Source organism: Shewanella sp. SP1S2-4, from assembly GCF_031932075.1.
Lineage (GTDB): Bacteria > Pseudomonadota > Gammaproteobacteria > Enterobacterales > Shewanellaceae > Shewanella > Shewanella baltica.
The window spans coordinates 64,634-83,161 of sequence record NZ_JAUOET010000009.1 but is presented as its reverse complement, the minus strand read 5'-3'; the positions used below and the strand labels follow the sequence as shown (position 1 = coordinate 83,161).

Annotated in this window: 12 protein-coding genes; 8 read left to right on the top strand and 4 right to left on the bottom strand. The window is 45.4% G+C overall.

Annotation, left to right across the window (positions count from 1 at the left end; translation table 11 throughout):
- Positions 1-200: 200 nt before the first annotated feature.
- From Q4Q52_RS10795 to Q4Q52_RS10785, 3 genes are all read left to right on the top strand, one after another.
- Positions 201-1,073, top strand: coding sequence for an NTP transferase domain-containing protein (locus Q4Q52_RS10795; protein WP_311990605.1), 873 nt, complete (start codon positions 201-203; stop codon positions 1,071-1,073).
- Entirely contained in the window at positions 1,066-2,130 is a 1,065-nt protein-coding gene (locus Q4Q52_RS10790; protein ID WP_259506334.1) for a phosphotransferase enzyme family protein, read from the top strand. The genes Q4Q52_RS10795 and Q4Q52_RS10790 overlap by 8 nt, the downstream gene beginning before the upstream one ends.
- Before the next feature lie 182 nt (positions 2,131-2,312).
- Positions 2,313-3,731 (top strand): MFS transporter, encoded by a 1,419-nt coding sequence (locus Q4Q52_RS10785; protein WP_012196567.1) that lies wholly within the window; start codon positions 2,313-2,315, stop codon positions 3,729-3,731.
- Positions 3,732-3,740: 9 nt separating this feature from the next.
- Here Q4Q52_RS10785 and Q4Q52_RS10780 read toward each other — a convergent pair whose 3' ends face one another.
- Positions 3,741-4,694, bottom strand: a complete 954-nt coding sequence (locus tag Q4Q52_RS10780) for a sulfotransferase (protein ID WP_311990604.1) — start codon at positions 4,692-4,694, stop codon at positions 3,741-3,743.
- Positions 4,695-5,077: 383 nt separating this feature from the next.
- Here Q4Q52_RS10780 and Q4Q52_RS10775 point away from each other — a divergent pair, with 383 nt between their 5' ends.
- Both Q4Q52_RS10775 and Q4Q52_RS10770 read left to right on the top strand, forming a co-directional pair.
- Positions 5,078-6,205 (top strand): Fic family protein, encoded by a 1,128-nt coding sequence (locus Q4Q52_RS10775; protein WP_311990603.1) that lies wholly within the window; start codon positions 5,078-5,080, stop codon positions 6,203-6,205.
- Positions 6,206-6,428: 223 nt separating this feature from the next.
- A complete protein-coding gene (locus Q4Q52_RS10770) occupies positions 6,429-9,596 on the top strand; it encodes a DUF3427 domain-containing protein (RefSeq protein ID WP_311990602.1) in 3,168 nt (1,055 codons plus the stop codon).
- 3 nt (positions 9,597-9,599) lie between these two features.
- On the opposite strand, the gene Q4Q52_RS10765 is transcribed toward Q4Q52_RS10770, so the two are convergent.
- Positions 9,600-10,496, bottom strand: a complete 897-nt coding sequence (locus Q4Q52_RS10765; protein WP_311990601.1) for a LysR substrate-binding domain-containing protein — start codon at positions 10,494-10,496, stop codon at positions 9,600-9,602.
- Between the two features lie 294 nt (positions 10,497-10,790).
- Between Q4Q52_RS10765 and yjjG the strand changes: the two genes are divergently transcribed.
- Positions 10,791-11,471 carry a pyrimidine 5'-nucleotidase gene (yjjG, locus tag Q4Q52_RS10760; protein WP_311990600.1) on the top strand — a complete coding sequence of 227 codons (681 nt, stop codon included), beginning with the start codon at positions 10,791-10,793 and terminating at the stop codon, positions 11,469-11,471.
- 34 nt (positions 11,472-11,505) lie between these two features.
- Here yjjG and Q4Q52_RS10755 read toward each other — a convergent pair whose 3' ends face one another.
- A complete protein-coding gene (locus Q4Q52_RS10755; protein WP_311990636.1) occupies positions 11,506-12,087 on the bottom strand; it encodes an ERCC4 domain-containing protein in 582 nt (193 codons plus the stop codon).
- Positions 12,088-12,327: 240 nt separating this feature from the next.
- Here Q4Q52_RS10755 and Q4Q52_RS10750 point away from each other — a divergent pair, with 240 nt between their 5' ends.
- Complete coding sequence (locus tag Q4Q52_RS10750) at positions 12,328-13,461, top strand: hypothetical protein (protein WP_311990599.1); 1,134 nt, start codon at positions 12,328-12,330, stop codon at positions 13,459-13,461.
- Between the two features lie 317 nt (positions 13,462-13,778).
- Here the strand turns inward: Q4Q52_RS10750 and Q4Q52_RS10745 are convergent, their stop codons facing one another.
- Positions 13,779-14,660 carry a hypothetical protein gene (locus Q4Q52_RS10745; RefSeq protein ID WP_311990598.1) on the bottom strand — a complete coding sequence of 294 codons (882 nt, stop codon included), beginning with the start codon at positions 14,658-14,660 and terminating at the stop codon, positions 13,779-13,781.
- A 189-nt stretch (positions 14,661-14,849) separates the two neighbouring features.
- Here Q4Q52_RS10745 and hsdR point away from each other — a divergent pair, with 189 nt between their 5' ends.
- Positions 14,850-18,422 carry a type I restriction-modification system endonuclease gene (hsdR, locus tag Q4Q52_RS10740; protein WP_311990597.1) on the top strand — a complete coding sequence of 1,191 codons (3,573 nt, stop codon included), beginning with the start codon at positions 14,850-14,852 and terminating at the stop codon, positions 18,420-18,422.
- Positions 18,423-18,528 lie beyond the last annotated feature (106 nt).

The window sequence follows — 18,528 nt, the reverse complement described above, 5'->3', positions numbered from 1 at the left end:
GACTGCAAGTTAGGTCGCAGCTTAGGCCTGCAACTTAAGTCGATAAAATTTCTGCTTAAATGCTAGTCACAATTAGAGGGGTAGATTACACTTTTGCTCCTCTTTTTCTCAAACCGCGTTTTAAATGCGCTATGCCTTGGTATTGGGCGCTGCGGTTTGGGGAAACATCTTTAAATTTGAACTGAATATATCAATCCAGCATGAATACAGAATTGACCTTAGTCATTATGGCTGCAGGGCTAGGTAGTCGTTTCGGCGGCGATAAGCAATTGGCAGCGCTCGGTCCCGCTGGCGAACCCATGTTGGTGTTATCTATCATGTCGGCCATTCGCAGTGGCTTTCAGCGTGCTGTGCTGGTGATCCGCCCAGAGTTAGAAACTGAGTTAACTGAGATACTGACACGGTTTTTACCCACCGATTTTGTTTATCATTTTTGCTATCAAGCCTTAACGGATTTACCCGAAGCGGCGCAGCTGGCTGATCTCAGTCACAGGCTAAAACCTTGGGGCACGGCCCATGCTCTTTGGAGTGCGCGCCATCTCGTTAAAGGGCCAATGGCCGTTATCAATGCCGATGATTTTTATGGTGATAGCGCTTTTGTCTCGTTAGCCAAAGGCTTAAGCATGAGACCGACAGAGTGGATGATGGTGGCTTATCCCATAGAACTCACATTGTCGGAGCACGGCGGTGTTAACCGGGGTCTGTGTCAGGTTGAAAATGGTCAGCTTAAATCGGTTGCCGAATGGCTCAATATCGCCGATCAAGGTGGGCAATTGGTGGGGGATGGCCCGCAGGGGCATGCGAGTTTGCCGCCAGCGTCCTTGGTATCTATGACATGCTGGGGCTTCTCCCCAAGCATATTTGATGTTATTAAACGTGAATTAACCGAATTTATTGGGCAACAGGGTCAACAACCTAAGTCTGAATGTTACTTGCCCGCGATAGTACAAGCGGGCATTGAGCAAGGTTTGCCTGTCTATGTCGATGTTGCCTGTGAGCCTTGGCTCGGCGTGACTTATCCGCAGGACACTGTCTGGGTAAAACAAAAATTAACGGAGTTATTGAGTGATTAAACTCATCAGGCAGTCAGTGTTGCCTCATTTTGGTATTGAAGCCGCCGAGGCAAAAATTTCTGCCCTCGGTAATGGCCACATCAATGACACCCTGTTGGTGCGCTGGCCAGCGGGCGAATTAGTATTGCAGCGAATTAATACTGAGGTATTTAAAACGCCCAACGCTTTGGTTAGCAATGCCGATAAAATTAGCCATCATTTATGCGCTAAATCGTTGCAGCAACAATACGGCCTGAAAGTCGTTAGCCCTTGTTTAACCCAAGAGGGTGAATTGGCTATCGATTTAGGCGAACAAGGATTTTGGCGCGCGATCAGTTACTTGCCCCATAGTCTCAGTATTGAAGTGGTTAAGTCGGAACAAGAAGCAGAGATGGCGGCTAAGGCCTTTGGTCACTTTGCTTCAGCCCTGAGTGACTTTGATGCAACTCAGCTCGAAGATGTGATCCCTCAATTTCACCATTTACCGGGACGCATGGCTTTGTTGCAACAGGCCGCCGAACTCGATAGCCAACACCGTTTAGATCTTTGCCGTCATTGGGTCGATTACGCGTTATCTCAGCAGGCATTGCTGGATGAACTCGCGGAAATATCGCCAAAGCTACCGCTGCGAATTTGTCATAACGACACTAAAATCAATAACATGCTTTTCGATAAACGCGACATGTCCAGTATGGCGATTATCGATTTAGATACCTGCATGAAAGGTCATCTGATGTATGACTTCGGCGACATGGTTCGCACTTTCTGCTCACCAGAGGAAGAAGACTCAACGGCCTTGGATAAAGTCGAAGTGCGCCAAGATATCTTCGCCGCGATTTGCCGTGGTTACTTGAGCGAGTTGGGTGATGTCTTAACGGAAGACGAAAAACGCAGTCTGTGGCTTGGCGCGCGGGTGATTTGTTTGATGATAGGCGTGCGTTTTTTAACGGATTATCTTAACGGTGATGTGTATTTCCACATCCACCGCGAAGGCCACAATCTGGACCGCGCCGCCAATCAGTTTACCCTGTACCAAAGCTTGCTCGACCAAGAAACGGTACTTAAAGCCCATTTCTAAGTCAGGATATGGATCTTGGTGATTGCGCCAGTTTATCGATCCAATGCCCTGATAAACAAAACGCCCAAGGCTTTGCTTTGGGCGTTTTGCTTTAATACGATTGCTTTAAGCCCTAGGCAGATGGCATTTCATCCGACATAATCGAGCAATATCCCTTAATATTCTATGGATTTTTGCTTGGTATGGATTCACCTGTGGCGCAGCCGTTAGTCACTTGTTCACGGCGCAGCGAACGTAACTCTTGGTTAAGATGTACCCTGCGTCGCTCGCAGCAGGAAGCGGTTGCCTCGTCTATGATGACGGCGACCAGCGATAACTTCTTCAATGCCTACGCTATTTTTCTCGGTGCTAGCCTAGCGCAGATGGGCTTTGTCACTGGGTTACCTCAGCTTTTTGGCGCTATCTCCCAGCTTTTATCTGTCTGGCTTGCCAGCCATTTCTCCCGCCGAACTTTTATCGTTTTTTGCGCCGCCTTTCAGGCCTGTGTTGTGCTGGCGATGGGCGCGTTAGCCGCTTTTGGCCCTGAACATGCGGTGTGGATCTTTATCGCTTTAGCCGTTGGTTACCATGGCTTTATCAATCTAATTCAACCCCATTGGCGGGCGTGGATGGGCTCTGTTGTTCCCGAACGGCGCCGTGGTACTTTCTTCGCCGCGCGCACTCGGCTCACTATGGGCGCATCTTTGAGTGTGTTCTTTATTGGCGGCGGCATACTCACCTTAACCGACTCGATGCAGATGGCGTGGCTGGGCTTTAGTTTGTTGTTTTCTATCGCGGCGATGGGGCGGTTTGTGTCGGCTTGGTTACTGCTGCAGATGCACGATCCCGATCCGCGCGAGCCCAAACAGCGCGGCGTATTTTTGCAGACCATAGGTCATTTTCGCGAGGCGTGGAAGGATAAAACTTTTCGTCAGTACAGTTTGTTTGTCGCCAGTATGCAGGGCATGGTGGCGATTTCGGCGCCATTTTTTGCCGTTTATATGTTGGAAGGCTTGAAGTTTACTTATCTCGAATTTGTGTTCGCCAGCGTGGCTTCGATAGCGACTCAATTTGTCACCCTGCGATTTTGGGGCCGCTTTAGCGACCAATTCGGCAATCGTTTAGTGATGATCATTACCAGTTGTATGATCCCAAGCTTACCGCTGATGTGGCTATTCTCGGATAACTATCTGTATATCTTAGCTATCCAAGCTTTCTCTGGCTTGGCGTGGAGCGGCTTCACCTTAAGCACGGCAAATTACCTTTATGATATCCGCCCCTTTCGCAGTGACTTTGCGACCTACGCTGCTTTGCAAGCAGCCTTGAGTGCGGCCTGTGTATTTGTTGGCGCGATATTGGGCGGCACGATTGCCTCCCATGCGGCGGAATTTTTAGTCTGGTCGGGTTGGAATAGCGTGTTATCTAGCCCTATCTTCGTGGTGTTTTTAGTCTCGACCGTACTGCGAGCCTTAGTGACACTCTGGTTTATTCCGCGTTCGGTCGAACCTAAAGTGCGTCCAAGGCCGCAGCTACTGCAACTTATTTTCCGTATCCGCGGCTTTAATGCCATTTCGGGCGTGAGCCTCGATTGGCTCACTGTGGTAAAACGCCGCAAGCAATAGGGCGTACAGCTAAAGCGTATAGTCGAAAAACTTACGGCTTTGCGGGCCAGCGCTATTACTGTTCACCTTATTAGGATGCTTATATTCATGCCAAGCCGCGACGTGTGTGCCAGCGTTTAATTTAGGAAAATCCAGTCCATGCTCGCTGGTGTTGACTGGCAGTGGTTGGACGGCTGCCTTTTCCTGACTCGTTCCTTCCTGAGATATCTGGTTCGATGCACTTTTTATTTGAGAGTCCGAGAATGCCCTATCTGTCACTTGGCCTAAGGTTGGGCAATCCGTGGTTAACCCCAAAAATTGCAATAAGCGACTCAAGCTCCCCGCATGGCTTATATCGAGCGAGATAAAATCTTCGCGGCCTTGAAAGTAAGCGAACACTTCGTTTTTATGCCTTTGATAACAATCAACAAGATGTGCCTTGTCTGCGGGATCCGCCACTTTATCGATAGCAAACGTGTGCCGAAAGCTGCGTTTCATAATCGGGTGAAATCGCCCCGATTTGGCTTCTAAATGCGGCAGCATTTTACCTAGCAGCATCTGCATTGAAGGCACCCACTTCACCATCTCACGCTCGAGGTAGACAAATTTGGCCTGCGGAAATAGACCATCAAGCTGCCGATAATCACTAAAACAGGGCACATCAGAAATCGCATCGGCCAACATAAACGCCTGTTTAGTAAAGGCCATGTGCGCCACTTTAAGCCCTTGCTCCAATAACGCCACACTCACACTCGTCGTACCCGTACGCGGTAGGCCTATGATAAAAACCTTCAACTTTTCCTCTCTTGCCTGTTCGCCATTGAGCGTACTCGACTTTGCAGGATTCATCTCAGCTGGCGTAGCAATCTGTGAATGACCAGTGTGCTGCGTATTGGCGGCATAATCTGCATTGCCAATATGTTGTGCATTAGCAGAACATTGTGCGTGAGTAGAGGCTGTTGAATTGTTGGCATTATCAGGCATAGATTGGGCTCAGAATGTGTGTGCAAGCGGTGCGGTGTAAGCAATGAGTTTTCACATCGGCGTTTCGCATTGGCGTGTCAAATCAGCGGCGGCAGTATATCTCAGCATGAAGGCTTTGTCGGTGGCTATACATAAAAGTCACGAACAACAGTAAAGGCACCACCGTATTGTATGACAGCTGTACGATAAAATGGATGACCACAAGGCTTAGAAACGAGATCCCAGATTACCAACAAGGCTCATTTCCCTGCATTGGATAGCCATGTTGGTATTAATGAGGCGATTATTAGCTCTATTCGACTCATAATGTGAGGCGAATATATTTGTTAATCGCCTCACTATGTGAGTAGAATAGACTTGTTATTTGACTCGTGGGGTAAGATATGTGGATTTGGCAGCAAGCTGATTGGCCTAAGTTTCATTGGAATACCAGCAGCATTGATGCCTTGCTGCGTCAGGTCTATTTCAATCAGGGCCAGCTGCTTGGCAAGCAAATGCTAAGTCACGACGACAGCCTGTTAACGTCAGACGCTGCACTCGACACCTTACTCGACACTTTACTCGCTAATATTATCCATTCCAGTGCCATCGAAGGTGAAAAGCTCAATGCTGCTTCAGTGCGCTCATCCTTAGCTAAAAAACTCGGCGTGACTGAGGAAAAACCGTATCCGACCACAGCGCAAACCGATGGTTTAGCTGACATTATGCTCGATGCTTTAAAAAATTTAGAGACTGAATTAACCCTCGAACGGATATTGGGCTGGCATCAGCAGTTATTTCCGCAGGGTTATACATTGTTTAACCCCGTTATTGGTGGAACGCTACGTGGCGATACGCCTATGCAAGTTGTCTCAGGCCGCATTGATAAACCAAGGGTGCATTTTGAGGCTCCCTCTCGAGCGACTTTGGACGCTGAACTCTCGCAGTTTATTGAATGGTTTAATGCTTCACGGCAAGCGCAGGGTTTAGATCCGCTTATCCGTGCGGCGATAACACATCTTTGGTTTGTGACTCTTCATCCACTTGATGATGGTAATGGGCGCATCACGCGTTTATTGACTGATTTAGCTTTGGCGCAAGCGGAGAAACGCTCGATTCGTTTTTACGCTATGTCGGTCAGTATTCTTGCCCGTCGCCAAGCCTACTATGACATTTTAGAGTCCACTCAACGGGGCGATGTAGATATTACTCCTTGGTTAGTCTGGTTTTTTGAAACCCTCAATGACTGCTTACTCAATGCGATGGCAGATGTGAGCAGAACGCTGTCGAAAACTCAGTATTGGCAAAGTGTCGACCAATCTTTATTGAGTCAGGAGCAAGCCAAAGTACTCAATCGGATGTTAGACGGCGATTTTGAACTAGGGATTAATAGTAGCCAGTACCAAAAAGTCGCGAAGGTGAGTCGCGCCACCGCCACCCGTCATCTTGCTCAAATGGTTGAACAGCGGTTTTTAGTAAAAGCCGACGCCGGCGGCCGAAGTACGAGGTACTTATTGCCGAGTGGGAAATAGCGGCAAGTTTACCTTGGTGTTGGATGCTCAATTATCATTAGCTTAAAGATTTTTGAAAGTGTTGCTGCTGAGTCAGTCATAGGTAATATGTTCCACTAAAGCCAAGCAGTATTAACTCCCTATCGAAAAAGACAAAACCATTCTACAAATCGCAATTTGAATCAAATTGTTATGTGATATATTCGCTACAACTTTGATTGTTAGTCTTGGGGCATATCTGGCTATGGAACAGGTCGGGATTTACGAAAAGCTTATTACTCAACTCGTTGAGAAGCGCTTAGATAAGGACATATTTTTTATTGGAGAAAGGAAGCTAGAGGTTGCTGAAGCAAGTTTTTGGCTCTCACGTTTTCTGACTAAAGTAATTGAATATGTGATTAATTCTGTTCCCGCAGATGAAGACCAAGTTATCAATCAAATCAGTTTGGCTAATCTGTTAGTGCTGTGGCTCAAAGAGCACATTAACGATGATGACTTTATTGATGAAAATCTCATCGATAGCCAAGGTCGGATACTCACGGCTCTTTTTAACAAACAAAATCCGATAGCGACTGATTTACCTAAATATACGGCCGCCATATTTCCATTAACGGGGCTCACTCAGAGTGAGCTTTTTTGCGGTAGTAATGCGGGATTATCACTTGAAAGTGAGCTTAAACGTGAGATCCGATCATCAGATAAAATCTATTGGCTGGTGTCATTTATCAAGTGGGCGGGGATTCGCATCTTCAAAAATGAACTTGAGGAATTTACGCGCAGTGGTAAAGGGTTACGCATCATCACTACATCTTATATGGGCGCGACTGATGCTAAAGCCGTCGAGTTTCTAGCTAGTTTACCCAATACCCAAGTTAAATTAAGTTACAACACTAAGCGTGAAAGGCTGCATGCAAAGTCCTATTTATTTCTACGAAATACGGGTTTTAATACCGGTTATATCGGTTCTTCAAATTTATCGCATTCTGCATTGACCAGCGGGCTTGAGTGGAACCTTAAGATCACCACCCAAGAAATTCCCCACATCATTGAGAAATCACTCAGTACCTTTGAAACTTACTGGGAATCGAACGAATTTGAGCTTTTTAGCGGTGATGCGAGCAGTAAAGAAAAGTTAAACAATGCGCTCAAAGAAGCGAAAGGCAGTGGCACTGAATCGAGCTCATTTCATTTTGACATTAAGCCGTTTGCGCATCAGCGAGAAATCCTCGAACAGCTTGCAGTAGAGCGAAGCGTTCATGGCCGTTTTAAAAATCTCATCGTCGCGGCAACAGGCACAGGTAAGACTATTATTTCCGCGTTCGATTTCGCGCGGTTTTATAAACTGCATCCAGAAGCCAATTTTCTATTTGTTGCCCACAGGCAAGAAATTTTACAGCAAGCCCTCAGTGCTTATCGCGGGGTGTTAAAGAATAATCAATTTGGCGATCTATGGGTGGCAGAGCATAAGCCTAATAGTTACAAACACTTATTTGCATCTGTCCAAAGCTTGAATCTGCAACTTGATAACCTGCCATTAGCGGCTGATTTTTATGATTATATTGTGATTGATGAAGTCCATCACGTTGCTGCGAATAGTTACCGTGGGCTATTAGCTCATTTTGAGCCGACTATTTTACTTGGGCTCACGGCAACCCCTGAACGGCATGATGGTGTGGATATTCTGGCTGACTTCTGCGGTGTTATTGCCGCTGAAATACGTTTACCCGAAGCTATTAATCAAAGGCATTTATGTCCATTTCAATATTTTGCGATCGACGATAACACCGACCTTAGCAAGTTAAATTGGCGCCGTGGTCGTTATGACGTCGCTGAGCTGAGCAATTTATACACTCACAATGAACAACGCGTGACGCGCATTATTCGCAGCCTAGCTGAAACCGTAACAGATATAAATAATATCAAGGCATTAGCCTTTTGTGTCACCAAGGAACACGCCGAGTATATGGCGAAGAAGTTCAATTTGGCGGGGATCAGCGCTGATGTGCTGACCAGTGATAATAGCGCTGAACGGCAACAAAAGCGGCAGAGCTTGGTCAGTGGCAAATTATCCATTTTGTGTGTGGTGGATATTTTTAACGAAGGTGTCGACATTCCAGAAGTGGACACTTTGTTGTTTTTACGGCCAACGGAAAGCTTGACCATATTCCTACAGCAACTTGGCCGTGGCTTGCGTCTCACCGATGATAAGCAGTGCTGTACAATATTAGATTTTGTCGGAAATTCACGTGATGAATATGATTTCTCGCAAAAATTTAGGGCATTAGTCGGTAAAACGAATCAGTCGATAAAAGATGAAATTCTCAATGACTTTCCGCATCTACCGCTAGGGTGTCGAATTGAGCTTGAGGAAAAAGCGCAGTCAATGATTTTGCGTAATATTAGCCGCGCAACGCTCAATGCCAATCGATTAACCAGTCTAATGGCAAACTTTAAACATCAAACTGACTTGCCGCTCACGCTAGGCAATTTTTTGCGCATGAACCCGCAAGTGACCTTGGAAGATGTTTATCGAATAAAGATTAATGGCCAATGTGGATGGACTTTATTAGTCGAGGCTGTTCAGGGTAATCAAATTGCTGAACCTACTGCGCAGTCCGATTTAGCCAAGGCTTATTATCGTGCGATAAACTTTCATTTACTCAGTTGTACTTCACTATCCTATTTAATCTTTATCAAACAGTTATGCCAAAATAATTTTGTATTTGACGGGCTAGATCCTATTCAAAATCAGTTTGCTTTGATGTGCCACTACAACTTTTGGGATAAATCAGGTACGGCTTTAAACGTTAAAAGTTTAACAGCTAGCTTGCTGATGCTACGCAACAAGCCATTACAGGAAGAGTTATTGGCTGTATTGGCGATACTGATCAACCGGATACACCATCAAGAAATGGATTTGGAATTGGCGCTGCCCAGCGCATTGAAAGTGCACTCTCGTTATACCCGTGAGCAAATTTTAGCGGCGATAGGAGCAAGTACATTTACAGCTAAATCGCCTTCTAGGGAGGGTGTGCTTGCGATTCATGAGCAAAATCTTGAATGTTTATTTGTGACGTTAAACAAATCAGAGAAGCAGTTTTCACCGACAACCATGTATCACGACTATGCCATTAGCGAGCATCTATTCCACTGGCAATCGCAAAATAGCGCACGGCCAGAACGAGGTAGGGGCCTTAGTTATATTGAGCAACAAAAGCTGGGGAAAACCGTGCTGTTGTTTGTTCGAGAGCAATCAAAAGATGAAAATGGCCGCACTATGGGATTCGTGAATTTTGGCAAAGTACATTATGTCAGTCATAACGGTTCACAACCTATGAGTATCACATGGCGATTAGAACAGCCAATCCCTGATGTAATGTGGCATGACGCGGCTAAACTGGCAGTGGGCTAAGTACTACTTCCCCAGTCTTTCTGCTAACTGCTCCATCAAAAATTCAATCAATACACTCACCTTAGTCGGCAAATGTTTTCGCTGTGGATAAACCGCATAAATGCCATGTTCGGGGAGGGGATGATCTGTGAGCAAGGCTTGTAGGCGGCCTGCTTGTAAGTCGGCGTCGACCATGAAGCGGGGCAGGTTGGCTATGCCTAAACCATCGAGTGTGGCTTGGTGGATGGCATCACTATTGTTGACTTGATAGTTACCGTTCGGCTGGATACGAGTGGGACCCTGCGGGCTTAAGAAGGTCCATTCAACACCATCACGAAAATATGAGTAGAACAAACAGTTATGTTGGCTGAGTTGCTGCGGCGTGTGTGGCACAGTGTGGCGAGCAAGATACTCGGGTGAGGCGCAAATGACACTTAAACAAGGGGCAATTTTACGGGCAATCAGGCTCGAATCTGGCAGTTCGCCGATGCGAATCGCTAGATCGAATCCGCCAGCAATTAAATCGGTGGTCTTATCATCCATCTGCATTTGCAGCTGTATTTTCGGGTAACGGCGCAGAAACTCGGGGATTAAAGGGGCGATATGCAAGCGGCCAAATACCATAGGGACAGCGATGCGCAGATTGCCCTGAGGCGCTTGCTGTAGCTCTGAAATAGCGTCCAATCCTTCCTCAGCGAGCTTAACTGCAGGGCGAACATAGTCGAAGTAGCGGGCGCCCGCTTCGGTAAGACTTAAGCTGCGAGTGGTACGGTGCAGGAGTTGAATACCCAGACTTTGTTCTAATAGGGTAATGCGTTTACTCACCGCCGATTTACTCAGCCCAAGCTTTTGACTTGCCAGTGAAAAGCTACCGCATTCCACTACAGTGACAAAGATAGGTAGTGCCGAAAAGTGCTCCATAGTGTCCTTAGATTATCGCGTTCCCCAGCCATTATTGTTGATGATACCTCAACAGTCAGTTTTTATTATCGTGGTTATCATTGCCCTTGATGCAAGGTAGACTAATGCACTTGCTGATTGCGGGTGTCGACTGTGGAGCCTAGTTATTTGCGCTCATCGTTCATGTTTATTGCTTATCTTGATTACTGCTAGGCAGCTAGCCACAGCATTGCCGCAATCGCTGATGTACCATTCTCGATGCCACTGAACGGCATGGGGATGGGTTTTAGCTATTTTGTCAGAAAGAGAGTTCCTATGTCCTTGCCTTACCAATGGATTTTGTTCGATGCCGATGAAACCCTATTTTATTTTGATGCCTTAAAAGGGCTTAAGTTGATGTTTAGTGAGTTTGGGGTCGATTTTACCCAAGCCGATTTTGATGAGTATCAGTTGGTTAACAAACCGCTTTGGGTCGATTATCAAGATGGCAAAATAACTGCCGCCGAGTTGCAGACCATACGTTTCGAACCTTGGGCAGCCAAATTATCAGTCACGGCCATGACGCTCAATAGTGCATTTTTATCAGCAATGGCCGAAATTTGTTCGCCGCTACCTGGTGCTCGCGAGTTATTAGCCGCGCTGCAAGGTAAAGCTAAACTAGGCATCATTACCAACGGTTTCACTGAACTACAAACCGTGCGATTAGAGCGTACAGGCTTGCGGCATCATTTTGATATTTTAGTGATTTCAGAAAAAGTCGGCATAGCCAAACCTGATGTGGGCATCTTCGATCACGCCTTCGAACTCATGGGCCATCCTGAGCGCGATACTGTGTTGATGGTCGGTGATAACCCGCATTCAGATATTCAAGGCGGTATCAACGCCGGTATTCATACTTGCTGGTATAACGTCCACGGCCACGACGTACCTGCCGGTATCACCCCGCACTATCAAGTGGGCTCGCACCAAGAGTTGTATAGTTTATTGTTCGGGTAAGTCAACAGGCACTCAGCTTATGCTGTGAAGTCACTTAGCGAGTCAGCACTTCACGGATCTTACTTGCTTTATTTTTACCTATACCACCCACTTGCATCAATGCCTCTTCAGATGCTGTTACGACTGCCTCGACACTGGCGAAATGGCATAAAAGTTTATTGGCGAGTTTAGGGCCTACCTCGGGTAGGCTTTGCAAGATGAATAATTGCTGATTTTTCTTGCGTTTGGGCTTACGTCCCGTGAGGGTTAATTCATGTTCTCTACGGTTTAACTGAGTGGCGCAAAAATACAGAATTTTGGCTGTTTCAGTTTGCGATAAACTGCGCAGTATTGGGATGTGGAAATTGATTGAAATCGAGCACAGCGCCCCGATTAACGCTTCTCTGCGTATCTGGTAACATGCGATATCTTGTTTATAACCTTCGATAAGCAGGGCGGTATGATTTGGGCTTTGGGCTAATCTGGCAACCTGTGAGAATAGGCGTCCATCGCATAATGATTGCACGAGATCGGGCAAAGTTTTACGTTCAATAATCCAATCTTTGAGTTGATAATCACCCAATTTTAGGCGTTTTTTGATGAATGAGAGATCTTCGTGCAGTGACAGCTCATAGATGATTTTTTCTGCATGTTCTCTATCGTCATAATAAAGAGAGGGATTTTAGCTGCTGCCAATTTTAGTGACCTCAATCGAGTGACATATTCAGGATTATTTATGAGTGTAGTCAGGCTGAACAACAAGCACAAAAGTTGTCTTCAGCTTTCTGAGTCGCCTAGTTAAAATTTAGTTATACCTATATCTGTTCGTTTGGCCAGCTGCATTAAGACTGCGCTAGAAAATCAATGTGAGTTAGCTATGAGTGAATATCAGTATTATCGATTCGAATGTGTTAACAGTAGCTTGTCGGTCCCGCAGCGGAATAGATTAAGGAATATTTCTAGCCGGGCAGAGATCACCAGCCACTCCTTTTGTGTTCAATATCATTACGGTGATTTAAGTGCCGATCCAGAAGCCTTAATGATGGATTTTTTTGATATTGGCTTTTATTACACCAATTGGGGGCAAGTGAATGCGTATCTTAAATTGCCAGCCGGTACAATCCCCAGTGATTTTAAGGCAATAAATGCTGACTTTTATGTGTCTTTTGTCGAGAATAAGCAGAACCAATTACTGATATTTACTTTAGAAGATGATTATCGCTACCGCGACGATGAGAGTGCCGAATCCTTTATGCTGCATTTGGTGGCACTAAGGACAGAACTATTAACTGGCGATTATCGTGCTTTGTATTTTCATTGGTTAAGCCAAGCCAACGATGATATGGCCTTAGAGCCCTTGCCGCTTATAGCCTTTGATTTTCACCAGTTAACCCAGGCGCAATTGGCATTTACCACACTCTTTGACATCCCTTTACCATCGATACGTGCTTTACAACTTTTGCTGCAGTCAATGCCTGCACATGTTCCTCAACCCACAGTATTAACGGCACAGCAGCAGGTGGCTAAGCTAACGGATGCCGAGAAGGACGCGTTGCTTTGTCGCTTATTTGATGAAGGGAAAATATTTGCGGCGGATGCGTATGCGCTCCTCAGAACGCAAGAAACACCAATAGAGTACTCCGACTGGGTAACAGTTGCATCGTTGCATCCCTTCTGGCATGTAGCAGAAAAAGAAGTGATGCAAGAAGAGCGCATGGCAGAGGCCGAGCGTCTTGCCCGTGAGACGTTATTGTGTAATGAACATCTTGAAGCGGTTTATAAAGCGCATCAAAGCCATTGGGATAGTGCTTTTGAGGAGGCTGCTCGTGGGTGTGCCAGTGGCTATGATAATGCCGGCCGTACCTTGCAAGTGTTGTTCGATGCTTATCAACTAAAACAATCTTCCAGCGAGTTTAAACAAAATTTTGATGTTTTTATTAGCAATAATAAACAGCGTAAAGCACTGATTAAGCGGTTAGAGCCACTACAGAAAATTGTGCTATCGCTTTGATTTAGTTTTTTCAATTCACATAGCTATGGCGCTGTGAACGAGTGATGTGTTTTGCTTTATTAAAAGTGAATTAGATTGAGTTACCCAAATAAAAACCCTGATAAATCAGGGTTTTTATTTATTAGATTGCAGTTAAACACGACAACACACTATTCAACGTTTTGGATCTGAATGTTGATTGATAATTTTATTTTATTTAAAATCAATAAGTTGATTCTATTTTTACGTTTGCTTTTTGGTTTTAGTAACCGACTTAGTAACCACTTGGTTGTCGTTAACATGCTTGATTCTAAATAATGCGGCTTAATATATAGGTTCTAATAAACAACCCCATATACGCCCGTAGCACAACTTTGGCAGGTATCATCATCGAACATATGCCCTGCATTCATAGACTCATTACAGTGCTTACACTTTCCACGGGCAATCTTACTCTCGTGGATAGCTTTTGCTGCAGACTTAACCTGTCGCGGTGTAGAACTAAGAGCCATTTTTCGTTGAATAACCCATTCAAAGCTCGGTTCATGCGGATGCGGCCAAGTGATTAAACCAATGGAGATGGCTATGTAATCGTTAAATATATCGATACTTATATCCTTATTATATAAGGAGCTTGTTACTTTATCAGATAGAACATCAAAGTGTTGTTCGACAAACCTGCCGCAAGCGCTGTAGGCACATGTGGCCGTTCCATCTTGAGACTTAAAATTGGCATCAATTAATTTATTGCACTTAGTGCAGATAAAGAATGCTGGTGACTGGTCTATTGCCCGCGTTACCGCTTTTAGACTGTGCGTTAACCTTTTAGGGTTCACGCCAATTTTTTTGTGGATTAGCTTATCAAAATAACCATTATTACACCGGACACGTGCTGTTACGGTGAAATCCGCATCAAGATGAACGGTATAAAGTGGTCTATTAGGTAACGTAATCGACTCATTTAGAGAAAGGTTATCGCAATCGAGCGTAGGGGACTCTCTCACTTTGCTGTTCTTCGTTTCAGAGCCGTAAATGTGATACGAATTCCACTCAAAAGATTTGAAAGGACTGCCTATCTCATCAAGCAGTGCCATTGTTTCTATTGGTATTATTAAATCCATTAAAACCAGATAACGGTTAATTAAATCCGGACGCCCAGTAAAGCAGATGGCGTTTTGATCTAGCAGTGATTCAATAGTTGGAATGCAATCGAGATCCATGTCGTCTTCCATGTGACAAAATAAAGCTGTTGATTAAACGCATTCTAACCAAAGCGCCGAAACAATGTTAGCGAGAGTTTTCAACTCGTACCAATAATGAGTGGGTTAACAACCTCTAAACTTAACTGGTGATTAAACTGTTTGTAAAAGATATGATTACATTGAAAATAATCGCGCTACGAGGGAATGATGGCATTAGACACACAAGGCCAGAGTACTGAAAAGGACTCTGCTAACTTTAGTTTTCTCAAACCATACGACCCTATTTTTATCGATTTGGCCAGCAGTGCTGAACGTGCGTTTACCAGCGATCCCAACACCACCTTAATTAAGCTGCGCCAGTTAGGTGAAGCGATGGCACAAGATATTGCGGCTCGGTGCGGCATAGAGTTTGATGACAAAACGACTCAAGCAGATTTACTCTTCAAAATTAATCGTGAGTTAACCTTAGAGCCTGTGGTCCGCCAGTTATTTCATGCCTTAAGGATTGAAGGCAATAAAGCAACTCACCAATTTAGAACCCAACATAAAGAAGCATTAGAAGGCTTAAAGCTTGCTCGTAGCCTAGCGATTTGGTTCCATCATACCTTTAGCGATCAAAAGACCGCATTCAAAGCTGGCCCGTTTGTCCCACCTGAAGATCCCAGTAAGCAACTGCAAGAGTTACAAACTCAAATTGAATTATTGCGTAGCGAACTTAACGATAACCACCAGCAATTAGCCGATAATCAGCAATTAACAACATTACTGGCCCGTGAGAAAGAAGAGTACGCGGTATTAGCTGAGCAAATGGATGCAGAGGCGCGAGCGTTGTCAAAGTTGGCCGCGCAGCATGAGCAAGCTCTCGTAGAGCAAAAGCATCAATTCGAATTACGCATTAAAGCGCTACAAGCTGAATTAGTACAGCTTGCTCAAGTCGATAACCAAGCGGCGACAAAAAACAAGAAACAACTTAGTCAGCAAGCGAGCAAAGCGGGTAATCACATTGAGTTAAGCGAAGAGTTAACTCGGGTACTGATTGATCAGCAATTAAATGAGGCCAAGTGGATAGCGGATACCCAAAGGCTAGATTACCGCAAAGGTGCTCGACCTGAAAAAGGTAAAAACCTCGCGATTGCAGAGTGGCCAACATGGCATAAAGGCCAGCAAGGCCGCGCTGATTATGTCCTATTTTGCGGCTTAGTCCCTGTTGCTGTGGTGGAAGCAAAAAAAGAAAACACCAACGTTGCCGGGAAAATTTCCCAAGCAGAGCGTTACTCCAAAGGCTATAAACTGATAGCGCCTCAACAAGGTGCATGGGAAATTGAGGGACGCACCGTTGCATGGGCCGATGACGCAGACGGCCATTACCATATACCCTTTGTCTACTCCTGTAATGGACGCGAGTTTAGTAAGCAACTGGCGGAGTTATCAGGCACTTGGTTTCGCGATACCCGTAAACCCAGTAACACCAAGCGGGCGCTACAACAGTTTCATTCGCCTGATGGCCTGCTTGATAAATTAAAGCGCAGCCGCGAAGCCGCCGAGCAAAAACTTCAACAGGAAGGCTTTGATTACCTCGGCCTGCGCGATTATCAGCAAAAAGCTATCGCAGCTGTTGAGTCGGCTTTAGCGCAAGATAACACTCAGTGTCTGCTGGCAATGGCCACCGGTACAGGCAAAACCCGCACTATTATTGGTTTGATGTATCGATTTTTAAAGGCCGAGCGTTTTAGGCGTATCTTGTTCCTTGTTGATAGAACCGCCTTGGGTGAGCAAGCGTGCGACTCCTTTGATGAAGCCAAGCTTGAACAAAACAAAGTGCTGTCGTCTATCTACAATATTGCCGAGCTTGGCGACATGAAAAGTGCAGCCGAAACTCGCATTCAAGTCGCGACAGTACAGGCCATGGTTAAACGGATTTTTATGTCGGATAACCCGCCCCCGCTGGACGAGTTTGACTGCATTATTGTCGATGAAGCGCACAGAGGTTATGCCTTAGATCAGCAAATGACCGAAGGTGAACTTGCCACTCGCGATGCCAGCCAATATCTGTCCAGTTACCGTCGGGTGCTCGATTACTTTGATGCGGTGCGTATTGGCTTAACCGCAACGCCTGCCAAGCATACAAGTGAGATTTTTGGTAAACCCGTTTACACCTACAGTTACCGTGAGGCCGTTGCCGATGACTGGCTTATCGACCATGAGCCACCGATCCGCTATGAAACGCTGTTAAACAAACACGGCATTAAGTTTGAAAAAGGCGAAACCGTCACCTCCATCAACACCCAAACCGGTGAAATTGAAACGGCCGATTTAGAAGACGAATTAAAGTTCGATGTTGAATCCTTTAATAAAAGAGTGATTACTGAGTCGTTTAATGAAGTCATCTGCCAAGAATTAATCAAAGAGTTAGACCCTTTTGGCGATGAGAAAACCATGATTTTTTGTGCAACCGATGTGCATGCAGACATGGTAAAACGCTTATTAGATAAAGCCTTTCTTGAGATGTATGGCGATGACTACAATCAAGCGGCTGTGGCTAAAATCACCGGTCAAAGTGATAAAGTCAGCCAGTTGATACGCCAATATAAAAACGAGCGTTACCCTAATATCGCCATTACTGTTGACCTATTATCAACCGGTATCGATGTGCCTAAGATTTGTCATTTAGTGTTTTTACGTCGGGTCAAATCACGCATTCTGTACGAACAAATGATGGGCCGTGCCACTCGCCGCTGTGATGACATAGGTAAAACGGCTTTTAAGATTTATGATCCGGTTGATATTTACAGCGCGCTTGAAGCCGTGAACACTATGAAGCCGATAGTGAAAGATCCCAACATTACCCTTGAGCAGCTGGTGGATGAGTTAAGTGACGATACCTTTTTAGAACGCGCACTTAATACCCCTGGTGAACAAGTCGGTTCAGGTTCAGGTGCTGATAGTCACACCAATAGCCATGCCCACGACGTGCTTAATCAACTTGGGCAGAAAGTGATGCGGGTGATGCGAAAAGCGACTAAAAAAGCCGAAAATAAGCCAGAGCTTAAAGCCAAGCTCGAGCAACTTGAAGAGTTATGGGGCGTAGCACCAGAGAAACTCCACCAGCATCTACATCAAATTGGCCCCAGAGAGGCGGCACAATTTTTTAAGCAGCACCAAAGTTTGATTAATCAGTTAGCCGAAGTCCGTTATCTGGTGGGTAGCGACAATATGCCGATCATCTATGAAGGGCGTGATGAGTTCATAGAGCGTCAGCAAAATTATGGTGTACACGAAAAGCCCGCTGATTACCTTGAAAGCTTCACTCACTTCATTAAGCAAAACATTAACCAATCAGCCGCCTTGTCCGTGGTGGTCAATCGACCTAAAGATCTCACCCGAGCTCAGCTAAAAGAGGTCAAATTACTGCTTGATGAGGCAGGCTATAGCGAAGCGCACCTGCAAAGTGCATGGCGTAAAAACACTAACCAAGATATCGCAGCCAGTATTATCGGTTATATTCGCCAAGCCGCATTGGATGAAGCCTTAGTCCCCTTTGCCCAGCGGGTGAATAACGCCATGCAACGCATTTACAGCGAACATGATTGGAACCCAAACCAGCGTAAGTGGCTAGACCGTCTAGCAAAACAATTGGTACATGAGGCTGTGATTGATAAAGCCTTTGTGAATAATCGTTTTGCCAGTGACGGTGGTGCCAAACGCTTTAACAGTGTACTCAATGACCAACTCGATACCATTTTAGACGAGCTCAATGCCTACCTGTGGCAAGTAGGTTAGTGGGCAAGTAGGCTATGGAGCAGTGTTAAGACAGTTGTCGTCTGCATGTGTATGGATATTGGTACTTTCTCTACATGTCACTGAACACAAAATGGCAACCCTAACG